This window comes from Methylobacter sp. Wu8 (assembly GCF_036440755.1).
In the GTDB taxonomy this organism is placed as follows: Bacteria; Pseudomonadota; Gammaproteobacteria; order Methylococcales; family Methylomonadaceae; genus Methylobacter_A; species Methylobacter_A tundripaludum_A.
In genome coordinates this window covers 1-14564 of sequence record NZ_JAZGVT010000022.1, presented here as the reverse complement: position 1 = coordinate 14564, position 14564 = coordinate 1, and the positions used below count along the sequence as shown (strand labels likewise).

The window sequence follows — 14564 nt, the reverse complement described above, 5'->3', positions numbered from 1 at the left end:
CAACAGGCGGCTGTGCGGGGCTTGAGTATGGGGGCCGGCGTTTATTTTCAGAGTCAGAGAGAGGGCGACGCCGCCAACACGTTTGAATTGCCGGGTTATGGCAGGTTAGACGCGTTGGTCAAATACAAGCTACCGATAGCGAAAGCAAAAACCACGCTGCAATTTAATGTGGAGAACTTATTGGATCATCAATATTACGTGTCCACCAGTAATAGCAACACTTTCATAAACCCCGGTTCGCCGCGCACGTTCATGGGCTCGGTTAAGGTGGAGTTTTAATTGGATCTGCGGTCGGGCATGCTTTTTATGTCCGACACTCCCGATTTCTCAGAAGGTGAGGGATTTAAGATTTAACCACCGCCAAGCGGGACGGGATGCAACTCCGTCCCTAACGTTTTTACGATGCATGAGCAAAGCAGTTGTATTTAAAAACGTTTCGGATGGGGCAACATGTAATGCTAACCCCATACACATTTCCTCATGTATGTCACGGTCATGCTGATTGTAAAAAGCATAACACTACGCACATGCCGAATGTCATCTAGTACTCAGTCAGCATTGATCTGTCGAGTAAAAACCGTTCAACTCAGCGTAAATCCGCTCATCCTTCGCAAGCTCAGGATTTTACCTGACAAAACAAGAATGACTGAGTACTAGGGCTTAATCACGACTGATTTCGATCTTGTAAGGTAAAAATAACCGGCACGATGACCGTGCTGGCTATAGGCGTTTCACCGCGTCTGGCCGGTGTGAACCGCCATTGTCTGATGGCTTCAATCGCCGATTCGTCAAGTATTTCATACCCGCTGCCGCGCTCGATTTCTACTGCGGCGCTTAGCCCTTCTTCGGAGACTTGGACCTTTAGCGTCACTGTGCCTTGCCAGCCCATGCTTCTTGCCAGTGAGGGATAGTCGGGCTTGGGATTTTCCGCATAGTCGGCGTTCATATCGGCTTCGATAAAGGGCTCGATTTTAGTCGGCGGCGCTATGTCAGCCGTTGTTGCCGCGATCGTGTTTTGTGCGACGGGTTGCGCGTCAAAAACTTGTTGCTTCGGTGCAAATTCGGCCGGTTCCTGCACGACGGGCGTTTTCTTAAGCGTCGGCTTGGGTTGCTTTTTTTTCGGGAGCGGCTTTGTTTTAGCGGAAGCCGGTGGGGGAGGTGGCGGCGGAGCGACTTTGGGCTTAGGGGCCGAAACAGGAATGATCGTAATTTCCATCACGTTGGGCTGGGCCGGGGCTGTCTGTTCGGCAGAGAGCCATATCAAGCCAAGGCCATGCAGCAACACGACAAAGATTGAGCTTAAGACCAGCATCTTGAGCGTTCGTTGTTTGGTAAGCCGTTTGCCAAACAGCCCGTTCGACCGCCGGCTAACGCTTTCCGTTAAATTGCCGTCCGATGACGCTGATATGTTATCGAACCAACCTCCCTCAATCGACGGTAAATTATGTTGCCGCTTTTCCGCGTTATTGGTGGCGGGACGACCCGACTCATGAAAGCAGGACGGTTGAATCAAGCCCTGTTGATTGGCAAATTGGAATTTTATCTGTTGAAAAAGTCGCATAAGGATGCTGTTTTTTAAGAAAAAATACTGCGCTGTGGTAACAATCCGGTTTATCGGGAATGCAGAATAATCAGCCAAGGGCCTAACTGCGTGGAGCGGATAGGAAACGCTTTCTGCAACGCAGCCAACACCGCCGCATCGTCAAGCGGAAACACGCCGCTGACGCGCAACTGCTTAATATCGCCGCCCTTCAGCACAATCTTCGCCTTGGCATAACGATTCAGCTCGGCAACGACCTCGGCCAGCGGCTGATCCCGGAAAATAAGCTTGCCGCGTTGCCAAGCGTTAATCTGGTTAAGATTGACCGGTTCGGCCCGGTTTAACTCGCCGTGTCCGGCATAACGCAGACGCTCGCCTTCCTCGACCCGTACCGGTTCCGCGTCAGGTCTATCGTGCAGGCTCACGCCGACGGCATGCTCGCTGACCGTCACATCGACCGCGCCGGACGCTTGTTCGAATACTTCAAACACCGTCCCCAACGCGCGAACCGTCGTATTTCCGGCCACGACCTCGAACGGACGGCTTATATCCTTGGCAACCGTAAATTCAGCTTGGCCTTTCAACAACACAACCCGCCTTTTGTCGGCGCTCCAATCCAGGGAAATGGCGGTATCGGTGTTTAAAAAAACCGAACTGCCGTCAGCCAGCACAAGCTCTTTTTGTTCGCCGACAGCCGTCGAATAATCGCCAAACATCCAATCGGTCAGTGGTGTCCATGCCATCCAAACACCCAATAGTAAAGACGCCGCCGTTGCCAATCCCCGATTCCATGCGATCCGCCGGACAGGCCTGATTTTGCGTACCGTATCCAGCCGTTGCGGAGGCAGGTTGACGCTCTGGGTTTCCTTCAGTACTTTGGCGGCTGTACCCCACAAGGCCTCCGCATCCGCAAATGCCGCCAAGTGAGCGCTGTCCTGTTGCAGCCAATGCTCGAATTCGCTCCGCGTTTTGGCACTCACCGATCCTGAGCGCAGCAGCACCAGCCAATCGATAGCCTGATCGGCCAGCGTCTCGCCTGAATTTTGGGACTCGATAGTCATCAATAAGGGTTCTTTAGAGGGAAGGAATAATAAAGATAAATCAAGGCAACGCGGAAATAAACCATTTCCGCGCTCAACGTTCATCGCGGCGAGCCCGGCAATGCTTCAGCGTTCTGGCGATACGCTTGCCGACCATCCGTTCCGACACGCCCAAACACTCGCCGATCTGCGCATAGGTCAAGCCCTCGACCGCACTCAGATACAGCGCGGCGCGGCAGTCTTCCGGCAACTCCTCCAGCGCCGCCTGCACCTGCTCCAGATCCTGCCAAACCATCGCCCTGTGTTCGGAACCGGGATCATTGCAGGGAACAAGCTCCAGGAAATCGACATCGTCACTCTGGCTGGGCGCATAGTTGGCGCGGACGCGTTCCTTGCGGACATGATCCACGACCAGATTGCCGGCAATAGAAAACGCCAGCGCCCGGCGGTTTTGGGTCGGTGCGCGCTGTTCGCAGGCATGGACGCGCAAATAAGTCTCCTGGGCCAAGTCGGCCGCCGTGGCGGGACAACTCAAGCGGCGCAGAAAAAAGCGGATCAAATCTTCCCGGGTTTCCAAAAAGAAATGGCCGAATGTTTCAATCGTAGAAATCATATCAATGTTTTGAGGCAGGAACGGGTGTTAGACGACGTAAATCCGATAACATTTTTTGTCTAACAAAGCAATTCTGATGCCAGAAAAAATATGATAAAAAACAAAGTAATAAAAACACTAACATCTAAAGTAGGGCATATAACCTATTTAAATGTGCGATATGCCGCACTCTATATTGATTGTCGGCCGATGTCCGGGCTGCCGGCTCGCGGGGAGCAGCTTAAGGCGGGATAGTGTGAATAATCGATGACATGCGGAGTGCAAGCTCCGCTTGCGAACAGGCGAAGCCTGTATTCCTGATTTGCCCTATCTTAAGTTGTAGCCGATAGGCATAAAAAAATGACGGCCGGGTTCCTGATTTTTTAACTGATACGTCTTCTGTTTAAGTAACGCCGATTGCGGCATCGTCACTCATTACTCAGGAGCCTTCGTGAAAAAAACAACCCTACCCTATGCCTTAACGGCACTGGCTTTAACCCTCGTAAGTCATTCGGTCGCCGCGGAAAACCTGCAAGAGGCCGTTCACGCTTATGCAATACCGGCAGGAACCTTAAATGAGGCCCTGACCGAATTTGCCGATCAGTCCAATATCAAACTGGTGTTCAACGCCGATTTAACCCGAGGCCTCCAGTCGCCGGCGCTGCACGAAAAGCTGTCGGTCGGTCAGGGCCTGAATAATCTATTGAAAAATTCCGGCTTGGTTTACCGCATTGTCGATAACAATACAGCTATCGTCGAGTCTAAGCCTGTGCCGGAAAAACTCAACAAGGCCGATCCGACCACGTTGAAACCGGTGACCGTAACCGGAAAAGCGGGGGATGATCCAAGGTCTTACAGGGCCACCCACTCCAGCGCTTCGACCAAAACCGACACGCCGATCATGGAAACGCCGCAATCCATTCAGGTGATCAAGCGGTCGTTGATCGACGATCAGCAAAACATCACGGTCAGTGAAAGCCTGCGCAATGTCAGCGGCGTGGTTCCCAATACGCCCGCCTTTACGCCCGCCAGCGATATGACCCTGATTCGCGGTTTTGCAGCCGAACAACTGGTTGACGGGTTTACCCAATATCGTAATCCGGGCGACCGGGAAAGTACGGTTAATATTGAGCGACTCGAAGTCTTGAAAGGCACTAACGGCATCCTCTACAGCGGCGGCTCCGGCTCCCCTGTCGGCGGCTTGGTCAGTATCGTTTCCAAGCTGCCCCAAGCCGTTGCCTCTCGTGAGTTGGGTTTTAAAGTCGGCACCAACAGTTATTACCAGCCTTATGTCGACATAAACCAGCCGCTGACTAAAAATATCCTGGCCCGCTTTACCGGCGAGTACACCAATGCAGGCAGTTACCTGGACACCATAAATACCCAACGTTATAACCTCAACCCGACATTGACCTTTACTAACAACGATACGACGAGTTTGACCTTGCACGGCAAGGTGTCGAAATGGGATCAACCGGAATACCCTGGCTTGCCTGCCACCGGCACGATAGCGGGTAACTTTTCGATTCCCCGCACGACCTTTTTAGGGCCTGCCGATATGCCTGACAGCCATAGCGAATCCAATGCCGTTTGGGGAAACTTCGATCACAAGTTTAACGATATTTGGTCATTGAATCTGAAAGCCCGCTATTCGCAAGCTGAATTTAACGAGAAACTCAAAGAGATCTACGGTGGAGACGGATTTGCCGCCGATCGGCCGTTTTTCGTCAACACCTGGCTCTTGTACAACACCGAGTTGCGCCAAAAACAAGAGGAGTGGAGCTTTTTAGGCAACGCAACAGCAAAGTTTAATGCCGGCCCCACTAAAAACACCGTGTTAATCGGCGCCGACCATAGCGATTTAGACGACAGGGGCTTTATGGATTATACCGCGGCAGGCAGCGTTGACCTGAGCAATCCTAGGTTTAATACGCCTTATGGCCCGGCAGGCGCGGGCATCGACAACATGTTCGTCAAAAACACCACTTACGGCGGTTATACCCAATTGCAAAGCACCATTTATAACCGGCTGCATTTATTAACCAGCGTCAGGGTCGCTCATGTCGGCATCGATTACAGCACCTTGCAGGGTGTCGATTCGAGCGGCGGCAAAACCAAGTTTTTGCCCCGCGCAGGCGGCGTTTTCGACCTGACTGACGAATATTCTTTGTTTGTCAACTACAGCGAAGGAATGCGCGGCCAGCCTTTTGTCAATTTTGTCGGCGCTCCTCAACCGGAAGAATCGACAACCATTGAAGGCGGACTTAAATTCAATATCGCGCATCAACTGAGCGGACAGATAGCCGGCTATCAAATCGAGCGCAGCAATGTCGCGGTAACCGACACCGCCGATTTGCAACGCCGTTCAAAAGCCGCGGGACAACAGCGTTCGCGCGGCATTGAAACCGACATGACCTGGCAAGCAACCGACGCGCTGAGCATTCTTGCCAACTATGCGCATACCGATGCCCGGTTCACCGACAATTTAGCCGGCGTTCCCGAAGGCAACAAGCTGGCCTTGGTGCCGGAAGATTCCGGCCGGCTGTGGGTCAACTACCGCTTTCAACAACCGGTGATCAAAGGCTTGAGTATTGGCGGTGGGCTTTATGCGCAAGGCCGGGCGCAGTTGTCCAACAATAATACCTTCAGCAGCGACGGCTACCATAGTTTCGATGCCAGCATTGCTTATGAATATCAGCGTTTCAAAGTGGCGGCGACGGTAAAAAACCTGACCGATAACCATTATTTCCAACCCTACGGCTATTTGGGAGGCCATGTCATTCCTTCAGAGGGTACATCCGCCTATGTCACCGGATCTGTGAAATTTTAAGGAGTTTGCTATGGATCGCCGTCAATTTACTAAACTGGCCTTATTGGGCGGCGGCCTTGCGCCCTTGCTCCCGGCCTGCCAATCGCTTGCCAAACTGCAAGCATCGCCAACAGCACCCGCTCATTTAAGTAAGGCTGAGGCGGAGGCAATGTCCCGCCAAGCCCACGAAGCGTTTATGGGGCTTAACGGGGACGATTTTAAGATGATGGGCGAGGAACATATTGCGATGCTCTTATACCCCGGCTTTGCCGCATTGGATCTGGTAGGCCCTCAATACCTGTTTGCCTCGATGATGGGGGCAAAGATTTATTTGATTTCTCCGGCCGATGACCTGAAGCCGGTGACCAGTGGCGAGGGTTTGGCGATTGTGCCGACCCACACCCGAAGCGAATGCCCCGAAACCCTGGATATTTTCTTTGTTCCCGGTGGGGCCAATGGCACGCTTGAGGCGATGAAGAACGCTAAATTGATCGACTTCATAGCCCGCAGGGCGGCTTCTTCCTCCTACGTGACCAGCGTTTGCACCGGCAGTTTGCTGCTGGGCAAGGCCGGTTTATTGAAAGGGAAAAAAGCCACTTCTCATTGGACTATGCTGGAGCTGTTGCCGGAATTCGGCGCCATACCGGTAAAACAGCGGGTGGTCTGGGACGGCAAATTGATTACCGGCGGCGGCGTAACCGCGGGCATTGATTTCGGATTGCAAATTGTTGCCGCCCTGCGCGGAAAAACCTATGCCGAGGCGATCCAGCTTCAGGCGGAGTACGATCCCGTCCCGCCTTATGATTCGGGTTCGCCTGAAAAAGCCGAACCCTTTGTTAGAGACAACATTAAAGGTATATTTTCACCGCTGGTCGAAAAGTTCAGGCTGGCAATTTAATGATTCCGCCACGAGGTTTATCGCGCTGTTTAGCGGAAGCCCCACATTTTGTCTAAACGTGACTGATTGCATGCCCGGCATTACTCTCATGCCCCATCCGGTTCGGAGAGATTAATTTCAATTTAAAGGTGTGGATTTTTATATCTTCAAACGTCTATTAAATAACACTCTTTTTGTTCGTTGTTGCAGCAACGTTCATCAGCTTGATTTAATGTCCGGGGAGAACATGAAGCGATTTTCGACTGATTTAGCGCACGGTGAGGCATTAAACGGCCCGGATGCCGGGCAGCAACGCCTGACGCGATTAAAAAAACGCCGGAAACTTTGGCTAAGCGTGCATTTATGGTTGGGCTTGCTGTTGGGGTTTTTCCTGGCGGTGTTAGGCATCACCGGCAGTATTCTGGTGTTTTACGAAGAAATCGATAATGTCTTGAACGCCGATTTAAGAACCGTGCAAGCACCGGCGCAAGGCGAATCGTCTTATCGTTCCCTGGCCGAAATCCATGCCGCCGCTGTCGCCGCCATGCCGCCACAGGCAAAATTGGGCTTTGTCGATTATCCTGCCGATACTACGGCTTCGTATAAGTTCGGTTTTATTATCCCAAGCGCCGTTGCCGATGGGAAAGAGGAATGGCAGGTGCATGTCGATCCTTATACCGCGCAAGTGCTGGGTAAGCATTTGATCAAGAAGGCTGAGGATATTTTTCCCCGCGCATTGATTCCGTTTGTTTTCCGACTGCATTTTGCGTTGCTGTCTGGAGAAACAGGCGGCATTATCATCGGCATCATCGGCGTCATCTTGTTGTTTTCGGTGTTGACGGGCCTGATTGTGTGGTGGCCGTTAACGGGGAACTGGCGACGCGTCCTGAGCATTAAACGCCGCGCCAGTGTCGAGCGCTTTAATCATGATTTGCATCAGGCCTCTGGGTTTTACACATTCCCGATTTTATTCGCAGTGCTGCTTTCAGGCGTTTACATGAATTTGCCCAGCCAGTTTATGACGCTGGTCAAGCAGCTGTCGCCCGGCACCCAGGGGTTTATGGACAGCCCGCATTCATTGCCGATAGTAGGTAAAAAGCCGATTGATTTGGCGCAGGCCTTAAGTATTGTTCAAAGCCGTTATCCTGAAGGCCGAGTCGATTGGCTGAGTCCTCCGGGCGGCGAAACCGGCGTTTATCGAATCAAGATGATCGACGTGCCGGAACTCAGCCGTTTTTGGTCGGAGCGGCAAGTCGTTGTCGATCAATACAACGGTGCGATTTTGGAAGTACGAGACCCCAGCACCCGCGCTACCTTCGGGCAAACCTTTGTCGACTGGCAATGGCCGTTACACAGCGGCAAGGCTTTCGGTTGGACCGGGCGGATTTTAGTGTTTTTATCCGGTCTGGCTTGTCCCGCGTTGTTTATTACCGGCCTGATCCGCTGGCTGCAAAAACGCCGGGCTAAATTGAGTCGCCATATCGATTGAGCTGAGTATGCCGCCAGGATAGTATTGATGCGGGTTGGCTTTCTACTATCCCGGTGTTGCAAAATACCGTGGGAACATCCTGATCCAAAACTGTGTGATATGCCGCAGTGACTAGGATATATCACGCACTGAGTCAGGTTTAGTCAATGCGGTGGATGGTCTTAAGCCATGTCTGCTGCGGCTTCAAGGGTGCTGGCATAAAGCTTGCTTCTAGGTTTGATTGCAAAAAGCCTAACTGTCTTCTTTCCACTATGAGCCACGTTGCCGCCATCACCCAACTTATTAAGGCCTACGACCAGGAATTGCGCCGCGTAATGTACAGGCGTTGCGGCTGCATTGAAACGGCTGCCGATATCGTTCAGGAAACTTATCAACGCATGATGACGGGCAACCTTTGGCAGCAAGCGGAAAATCCCCGCGCCCTGATGCACCGTATCGCGGCCAATTTGGCGACCGACCATGAGCGCCGCTACAAAGTCCGTGATCACTATGTCGATAACATCGATTTTCTCAGTGAGGCGCTACAGTCCAGCAACGGCATTGATCCCGAGCAAATTATTGCGGGACACCAGCGTCTGGATACGCTGGCCGAGGCTGTAAACCAGCTGCCGCCCAAATGCCGGATAGTATTTGTGTTGCGAAAGATTGAGGATCTGAGCCATGCCGAAATCGCCGAACGTCTGGGTATATCCCGCAACATGGTAGAAAAGCATTTACGCAACGCCATGCAGAAGTTGCAGCAACTTGACGATCTGTAACCGGACAAGCTCCTGTTTTTATAGAACCATACGTCTTATAATAGCAGCCGCTTAAATCCTGGATCAGCTCAGATGAAATCAACAACAAGCGCTACCGATGACGTCGCGATCAAAGCGGCCGCCAATACCTGGTGGGTCAGGCTGGATAGCGATCAAGTCAGCGCAGGGGAACGTGACGAATTTGCACGCTGGCTGGCTGCCGATCCGAAACACCGGCAGGCTTTTGATGCAATTTGTGCGTTATGGAACGAGCTGGATGCAGTTAAACAACGGATTGCCAAACCCGAGATCATTGCGCCTAAAACACCGTGGTTTCGTAACTTATGGGCTGCGCCGGCTTTGGCAATATGTTGTCTGACATTGTGGCTGTTCAGCCCGTTACCGATGTTGTTGCGCGCCGACTTCCATACCGGATACGGCGAAATGCGCGACATCCGTTTGAGAGACGGTTCCATCGTACACCTCAACAGCAATAGCGCGTTGACGGTAAATATCGACGGCAACCGGCGGCAACTGACTCTGCTACAGGGCGAAGCCTGGTTTGAAGTCAGTCCCGATCCGACCCGGCCTTTTCAGGTGCATGCCGAACACGGTACCGTTACCGCACTGGGTACTGCCTTTAATATCCGCTTGCAGCGCAGCCAAACCGAAGTCAGCGTTACCGAACACAGTGTTGCAGTCGATGTTGAGCAAGCTGACGGTCAGGCGCAGCATGCGCTGGTCAGCGAAGGCCAGCAGCTTGTTTACGACCAGCAAGCAAAGCTGGGCGGCGTTAAAGCGGCCGATAGCCGGACGGTGACCGCCTGGCGGCGCGGCAAGCTGGTGTTTCAGGATCAGCCGCTGGGTGAGGTGATTGCCGAGCTTAACCGTTATTATCACGGCTATCTGCTGGTTACGGATGACAGCATTGCCCAGCGGCGCGTCAACGGCGTGTTCCGCACCGATCAGCCGCTGGCTGTGCTCAGCGCACTGGAAAGCTCCCTGCAATTGCATTCTACCAGAATCAACGATTATTTGATTTTGCTGCATCGCTAGTCATTAGGAACGGACACGAAGAACACCCAACTATACGGCTGGGTGTGGATTACATATTTAAACAATCGAGCTCAATTTGATCAGTAATGCCGTAATCAGTGCTGTTTGCAACAGGCCGACACTGACAATCCAGCGTATGAGTTCGCTTTTGGTTTCGGCCAGTTTGGCCTCGCTTTTTAATTCAGACTCTCTAAGCCGATTATCAAGCGATTGGTTGGTGACTAGATTATTAAGATCATAATCATGCCGTGCCTGCTCAAGCGTCGAAGCTACCGCTGCCTTTTGCAACTTGGTAAAAATTTCGGCCTGCTCTTCGCTAAACCCGACGCTTTTCAGTTCCTTGATAAACTCGTGCGTATCGAATGTAATGGTTGACATGGGTAATCCTCTGCTTTTCCGCTAGTTTAGCAGGCATTGGCTCTTGAATAACAGTCTTACGACATTGCAAAAAAAACTTGCTTCTCTCACCTCCTGTTTTGCCCAGTCCATGCGTCACATTAGCGGTTATTCACAAAACAACAGTATCGAGGGATATTCATGACATTGGAAAAATCAACAGCATTCGGTAAGCGCCGTCGCCTTGCCAACCCTATATCTGCGGCATTGCTTGGTGCGGTGTGCGCGCTTTGCATATCCGGCATCGCGCTGGCCGATAACCAGCAATACAACATTCCCGCAGGATCGTTGGCGACTGCGCTGAACAAGCTGGCGGAAACCGGCGGCCTGCAACTGGTCTATGACACGGCGATTGCCGAAGGCTTGCAAAGCAAAGGCCTGAGCGGAAAATACAGCCTGGAAGCCGCACTGCAACAGTTGCTGGGAAATAGCGGTTTGAGTTACCGGATGGTCGGCAGCCGCACCGTGACGCTGGAAAAGATGCCTACGGTGCCGCCGGATAAGGTGGCGACTTTGGACAAGGTGACGGTGACGGGCAAGGCCGCATCGTACAGGGCTTTAAGTCAAACAACGATAGCGGGTTCTCAGTTGCTTCAACGGCAGGCGCAAGTACAAGACACAGCCCGGTTGCTGGAAGATATTCCCGGCGTGACTGTCCAGGCGAACGGCGGTGTTTCTTCACTGCCCATCATTCGCGGCCTGAGTGACGAGCGCGTAAAAGTGGAAATTGACGGTATGACGATTACTTCGGCCTGCGCCAACCACATGAATCCCCCTTTGTCCTATATTGACCGCACGAATGTCGGCAAAATTGAGGTATTGCAAGGCGTCACCCCGGTTAGCATGGGTGGCGACAGCATAGGCGGCACCATTGTTGTTCAATCGCCCGATCCCGTGTTTGCCGAGTCCGGTAAAGGCCTGCTGTTAGACGGCAAACTGTCCGGCTTTTACCGCAGCAACGGCGACGCGTTTGGCGGCAGTATAGCTGCGGGCGTCGCCAATGAGCATGTGCGGCTGGATTACACCGGCGCACACAGCCAAAGCATGAATTACAGGGACGGTAATGATGACATCATCAAATCGACTGCGTATGAAAACCAAAATCACGCCGCTAAATTAGCTTTCAAATTCGACAATCATTTGCTGGAAATTAAAGGCGGTCAACAACACATCCCTTTTCAAGGTTTTCCCACCGCGCGTATGGATATGCTAAAGAACGACAGCATCTTCGGCAACATCCATTACAAGGGCGATTACGACTGGGGTAAGCTGGATGGCAAACTCTACCTGGAAAATACCACCCATTTTATGGATATTGGCCATGATAAATTGTTCCCGCTATACCACACAGCAGACAGACCCTATACCGCCGGTCATGCAATAATGCCTATGGATGTCAGGGGCCGTAATTTAGGATATAAGGTTCAAGCTGAAATCCCGTTCGGTCAACGCGACACCTTCAGAGTCGGCAACGAATTACACTTGAATTCACTGGACGAATGGTGGTCACCGGTATCTCCCTATGCCGGGGCGCCCAGAACGGCAATAGGCGGCATGTGGCCGAATTCATTCGTAAACCTGAATAATGCCTCTCGAGACAGACTGGGTACTTTCGCTGAATGGGAAGCCAACTGGTCGCCGGAATGGAAGTCCATGTTAGGCATTCGTTATGACCATACAATGTCCGATACCGGAAATGTCCAGCCCTATCAAGATCCTGTGCTTTCTCCCACCGGCCGGACTGTCAAGGAAGCGGCGGCGTTCAATGCCAAAGACCATGAACGGGATTTTGATACTTTCGATGTCAGCGCATCAATGCAATTTACCCCTGACAAATCCAGCCAATATGAATTTGGCTATGCGCGTAAAAACCGGGCTCCGGGAATATATGAACTCTATCCCTGGAGTACCAATTTTATGGCTATGAGCATGATCGGCGCATTCGGCGACGGTAACGGCTACGTGGGAAACATAAATCTGGAACCGGAAACCGCACATAACATCAGCTTCACAGCGGCATTTCACGATGCCGACAATGACAATTGGGAAATCAAGGCAACACCTTATTTCAGTTATGTTGAAAATTTCATTGATGCTGACAGATGCGGGCCGGACAATCCAATCTGCAACAGTGCGTTAGGTTTTGGCTATTACGGGCAGCCAGGCGATGCTGCTACACCAGGACAACACCGAGACAATGGGTTTTATTTCTTGAGCCACGGCAATCATGATGCAAGACTGTGGGGCGCGGATTTAAGCGCCAGAACTCATTTATTTAAAGATCAGACGCTAGGCGAATTCGCTACTCACACAGTGTTAGGTTATGTCCGCGGCGAGCGCATGGATGGCGGCAATCTTTATCACATGATGCCGTTCAACGCCAAGTTGAGTCTGGATCATAAAAAAGGAGGCTGGAGCAGCGCTGTTGAAATGCAGTTTGTCGATCGTAAAAGCGATGTTCAGCAAATCCGTAATGAGTTGACTACACCGTCCTACCTATTGTTAAACGCTAAAACCGGCTACACCTATAAAAACCTGAGCATCGATGTCGGTTTGGATAACGTATTGGACAAGCAGTACTATCATCCGCTGGCTGGCGTTAACGCAGGCGACTACTATGCAATGAGTATTACCGCTGCTGACTGGCCTTATAGAAACAACCGCAACCTCCCCGGCATGGGGCGTTCGGTTTCTGTCGGTTTTACTCTAACGTATTAAAGATACCTTCAATTCCAAAGAACCGTAGACACCGTCTTGAAAATCAATCTTATATGGCGTGATTAGAGCCGTAGGTCGGATTCGCCGTTAGACAATTCGCCTAAACGGAACCTTGAACTTGATCCCCGCCCGGACCTTTCGAGCGGGGATTTTTTATGTCCTTTGCCTGATTGCCATTACCGAGTTCGCGGTGAATACACAGTCCCTTCTGAATAATGAGAAGTTGCCGGCCAGTCGCCTGTTGATTAGTTATGATTTTTTTTATCTTTCAGGTGAGGATTTCTTGTGGCTGAAACGTCTTACAGTAGAAGCTCGTAATTTGTTGTTTTTCGCCTGAAAGCGGCTTGTTTGGTTAAACGCCGCAAATTCCGGGCTTCTTTGTCTTCCTCATTTTGTATCAACTACGATACCTATCCAGGGACGGTTTTTTTAACGCGATCATATGATTGAAGACTGACTTGCAAAGATAACTTTGTTTATCCGTGGAAGATAATCCCGGCGAGGATTTATGGCGCTTTATTATCCAAAGACTGATGCAGAGATAACTAACGAAATGAGGAAAGCGATATGAAAACGTTAAAACTGGTACAAGAATCCAAGGGGGTAAAGTCCCCCGCAAAGACACCTAAAAATCGAACTATCAAGGCGGATGATGACTTAATCGATTTGTTTCCTCTGCCCCGCTATTTTCAGGTGCATTTTCAGCATGTTCATGAAAATACTCAAGACCTGCAAGTTGAACTGGTTCAGCTGAAAGACTATGTGGCCAAAGTCGATCAAAAACTGGAGCGTTTGATGGCGATGCTGAGCCGTTCGCCCGAGCATGTGCTTTGATAAGCAGACAACATTCCCTATGTATTTATTCAGAAACGACAAAGACGGTCTGGCCGCTCGGGCGTTAACGTCTTTGGGCGGCGTTGCGGTGCCGACCATGCAAAAAACTCACCCACTGTTTAAAACCTTGACCGGTCAGGAAAAACCGCAGTCGATGGGCGGATTGCTGTTAACTTTAGTGCTGTCGCTACATCTGTGGGCGGGGCTCTGGATGCTGCAACCCGCCGAACCCGTGACCCAGGCCAAACCGATGATCATGGAAGTGTCGCTGGTTGCAGCGCCAAGCCAACAGCCCGCGGCGCAGCCGGTTGCGCAACCCAAGCCGGAAGAACCGAAAAAACCGCCGGTTAAGAAGCCGCCGGTCAAGAAAAAAGAACCGGTCGTCCGCAAACAGGCGGAGCTGCCGAAACCGTTGCCGATGTCCGAGTCAACGCTGCCCGCGCCATCCAGTGCGCCGCCGGTAGCGGCAAGCGCCG

At 51.7% G+C, this 14564-nt stretch carries 12 protein-coding genes and 1 pseudogene; 9 read left to right on the top strand and 4 right to left on the bottom strand.

Annotation, left to right across the window (positions count from 1 at the left end):
• Window positions 1–279, top strand: a 279-nt coding sequence (locus V3O24_RS01050; RefSeq protein WP_331305774.1) for a TonB-dependent receptor, incomplete at its 5' end; no start/stop codon positions are given.
• A gap of 385 nt (window positions 280–664) precedes the next feature.
• Here the strand turns inward: V3O24_RS01050 and V3O24_RS01045 are convergent.
• From V3O24_RS01045 to V3O24_RS01035, 3 genes are all read right to left on the bottom strand, one after another.
• Entirely contained in the window at window positions 665–1561 is an 897-nt protein-coding gene (locus V3O24_RS01045) for a TonB family protein (protein ID WP_331305773.1), read from the bottom strand.
• A 50-nt stretch (window positions 1562–1611) separates the two neighbouring features.
• Window positions 1612–2601 (bottom strand): FecR family protein, encoded by a 990-nt coding sequence (locus V3O24_RS01040; RefSeq protein ID WP_331305772.1) that lies wholly within the window; start codon window positions 2599–2601, stop codon window positions 1612–1614.
• Window positions 2602–2674: 73 nt separating this feature from the next.
• Complete coding sequence (locus V3O24_RS01035) at window positions 2675–3193, bottom strand: RNA polymerase sigma factor (RefSeq protein ID WP_104425486.1); 519 nt, start codon at window positions 3191–3193, stop codon at window positions 2675–2677.
• A 430-nt stretch (window positions 3194–3623) separates the two neighbouring features.
• Here V3O24_RS01035 and V3O24_RS01030 point away from each other — a divergent pair, with 430 nt between their 5' ends.
• The 5 genes from V3O24_RS01030 to V3O24_RS01010 all read left to right on the top strand — a co-directional run bounded on the left by V3O24_RS01030 (window position 3624) and on the right by V3O24_RS01010 (window position 10140).
• Window positions 3624–6002, top strand: coding sequence for a TonB-dependent receptor (locus V3O24_RS01030; protein WP_331305771.1), 2379 nt, complete (start codon window positions 3624–3626; stop codon window positions 6000–6002).
• A 10-nt stretch (window positions 6003–6012) separates the two neighbouring features.
• The gene (locus V3O24_RS01025; protein ID WP_331305770.1) at window positions 6013–6879 is read left to right on the top strand and encodes a DJ-1/PfpI family protein; all 867 of its coding nucleotides are present in this window, start codon (window positions 6013–6015) and stop codon (window positions 6877–6879) included.
• A 226-nt stretch (window positions 6880–7105) separates the two neighbouring features.
• Entirely contained in the window at window positions 7106–8347 is a 1242-nt protein-coding gene (locus V3O24_RS01020; RefSeq protein WP_331305769.1) for a PepSY-associated TM helix domain-containing protein, read from the top strand.
• Window positions 8348–8598: 251 nt separating this feature from the next.
• Window positions 8599–9105 (top strand): RNA polymerase sigma factor, encoded by a 507-nt coding sequence (locus V3O24_RS01015; RefSeq protein ID WP_331305768.1) that lies wholly within the window; start codon window positions 8599–8601, stop codon window positions 9103–9105.
• 72 nt (window positions 9106–9177) lie between these two features.
• Window positions 9178–10140 carry a FecR family protein gene (locus V3O24_RS01010; RefSeq protein ID WP_331305767.1) on the top strand — a complete coding sequence of 321 codons (963 nt, stop codon included), beginning with the start codon at window positions 9178–9180 and terminating at the stop codon, window positions 10138–10140.
• Window positions 10141–10197: 57 nt separating this feature from the next.
• On the opposite strand, the gene V3O24_RS01005 is transcribed toward V3O24_RS01010, so the two are convergent.
• Complete coding sequence (locus tag V3O24_RS01005) at window positions 10198–10518, bottom strand: coiled-coil domain-containing protein (protein WP_331305766.1); 321 nt, start codon at window positions 10516–10518, stop codon at window positions 10198–10200.
• A 159-nt stretch (window positions 10519–10677) separates the two neighbouring features.
• On the opposite strand from V3O24_RS01005, the gene V3O24_RS01000 reads away from it, so the two are divergent.
• The 3 genes and pseudogenes from V3O24_RS01000 to V3O24_RS00990 form a co-directional block, all read left to right on the top strand.
• Window positions 10678–13254: a TonB-dependent receptor gene (locus V3O24_RS01000; protein WP_331305765.1), complete on the top strand. Its 2577-nt coding sequence runs from the start codon at window positions 10678–10680 to the stop codon at window positions 13252–13254.
• A 567-nt stretch (window positions 13255–13821) separates the two neighbouring features.
• On the top strand, window positions 13822–14088 hold the full coding sequence (locus V3O24_RS00995; protein ID WP_104425479.1) for a hypothetical protein: 267 nt from the start codon (window positions 13822–13824) through the stop codon (window positions 14086–14088).
• Window positions 14089–14107: 19 nt separating this feature from the next.
• Window positions 14108–14564, top strand: a pseudogene (locus V3O24_RS00990) (energy transducer TonB); the annotation flags it as partial.

What these genes read in the sequence shown, in the direction of transcription:
- V3O24_RS01045 (WP_331305773.1), bottom strand. Translation starts at nt 1,561, where the DNA reads ATGCGACTTTTTCAACAGATAAAATTCCAATTTGCCAATCAACAGGGC.
- V3O24_RS01020 (WP_331305769.1), top strand. Translation starts at nt 7,106, where the DNA reads ATGAAGCGATTTTCGACTGATTTAGCGCACGGTGAGGCATTAAACGGC.
- V3O24_RS00995 (WP_104425479.1), top strand. Translation starts at nt 13,822, where the DNA reads ATGAAAACGTTAAAACTGGTACAAGAATCCAAGGGGGTAAAGTCCCCC.
- V3O24_RS01025 (WP_331305770.1), top strand. Translation starts at nt 6,013, where the DNA reads ATGGATCGCCGTCAATTTACTAAACTGGCCTTATTGGGCGGCGGCCTT.
- V3O24_RS01015 (WP_331305768.1), top strand. Translation starts at nt 8,599, where the DNA reads ATGAGCCACGTTGCCGCCATCACCCAACTTATTAAGGCCTACGACCAG.
- V3O24_RS01040 (WP_331305772.1), bottom strand. Translation starts at nt 2,601, where the DNA reads ATGACTATCGAGTCCCAAAATTCAGGCGAGACGCTGGCCGATCAGGCT.
- V3O24_RS01005 (WP_331305766.1), bottom strand. Translation starts at nt 10,518, where the DNA reads ATGTCAACCATTACATTCGATACGCACGAGTTTATCAAGGAACTGAAA.
- V3O24_RS01035 (WP_104425486.1), bottom strand. Translation starts at nt 3,193, where the DNA reads ATGATTTCTACGATTGAAACATTCGGCCATTTCTTTTTGGAAACCCGG.
- V3O24_RS01010 (WP_331305767.1), top strand. Translation starts at nt 9,178, where the DNA reads ATGAAATCAACAACAAGCGCTACCGATGACGTCGCGATCAAAGCGGCC.
- V3O24_RS01000 (WP_331305765.1), top strand. Translation starts at nt 10,678, where the DNA reads ATGACATTGGAAAAATCAACAGCATTCGGTAAGCGCCGTCGCCTTGCC.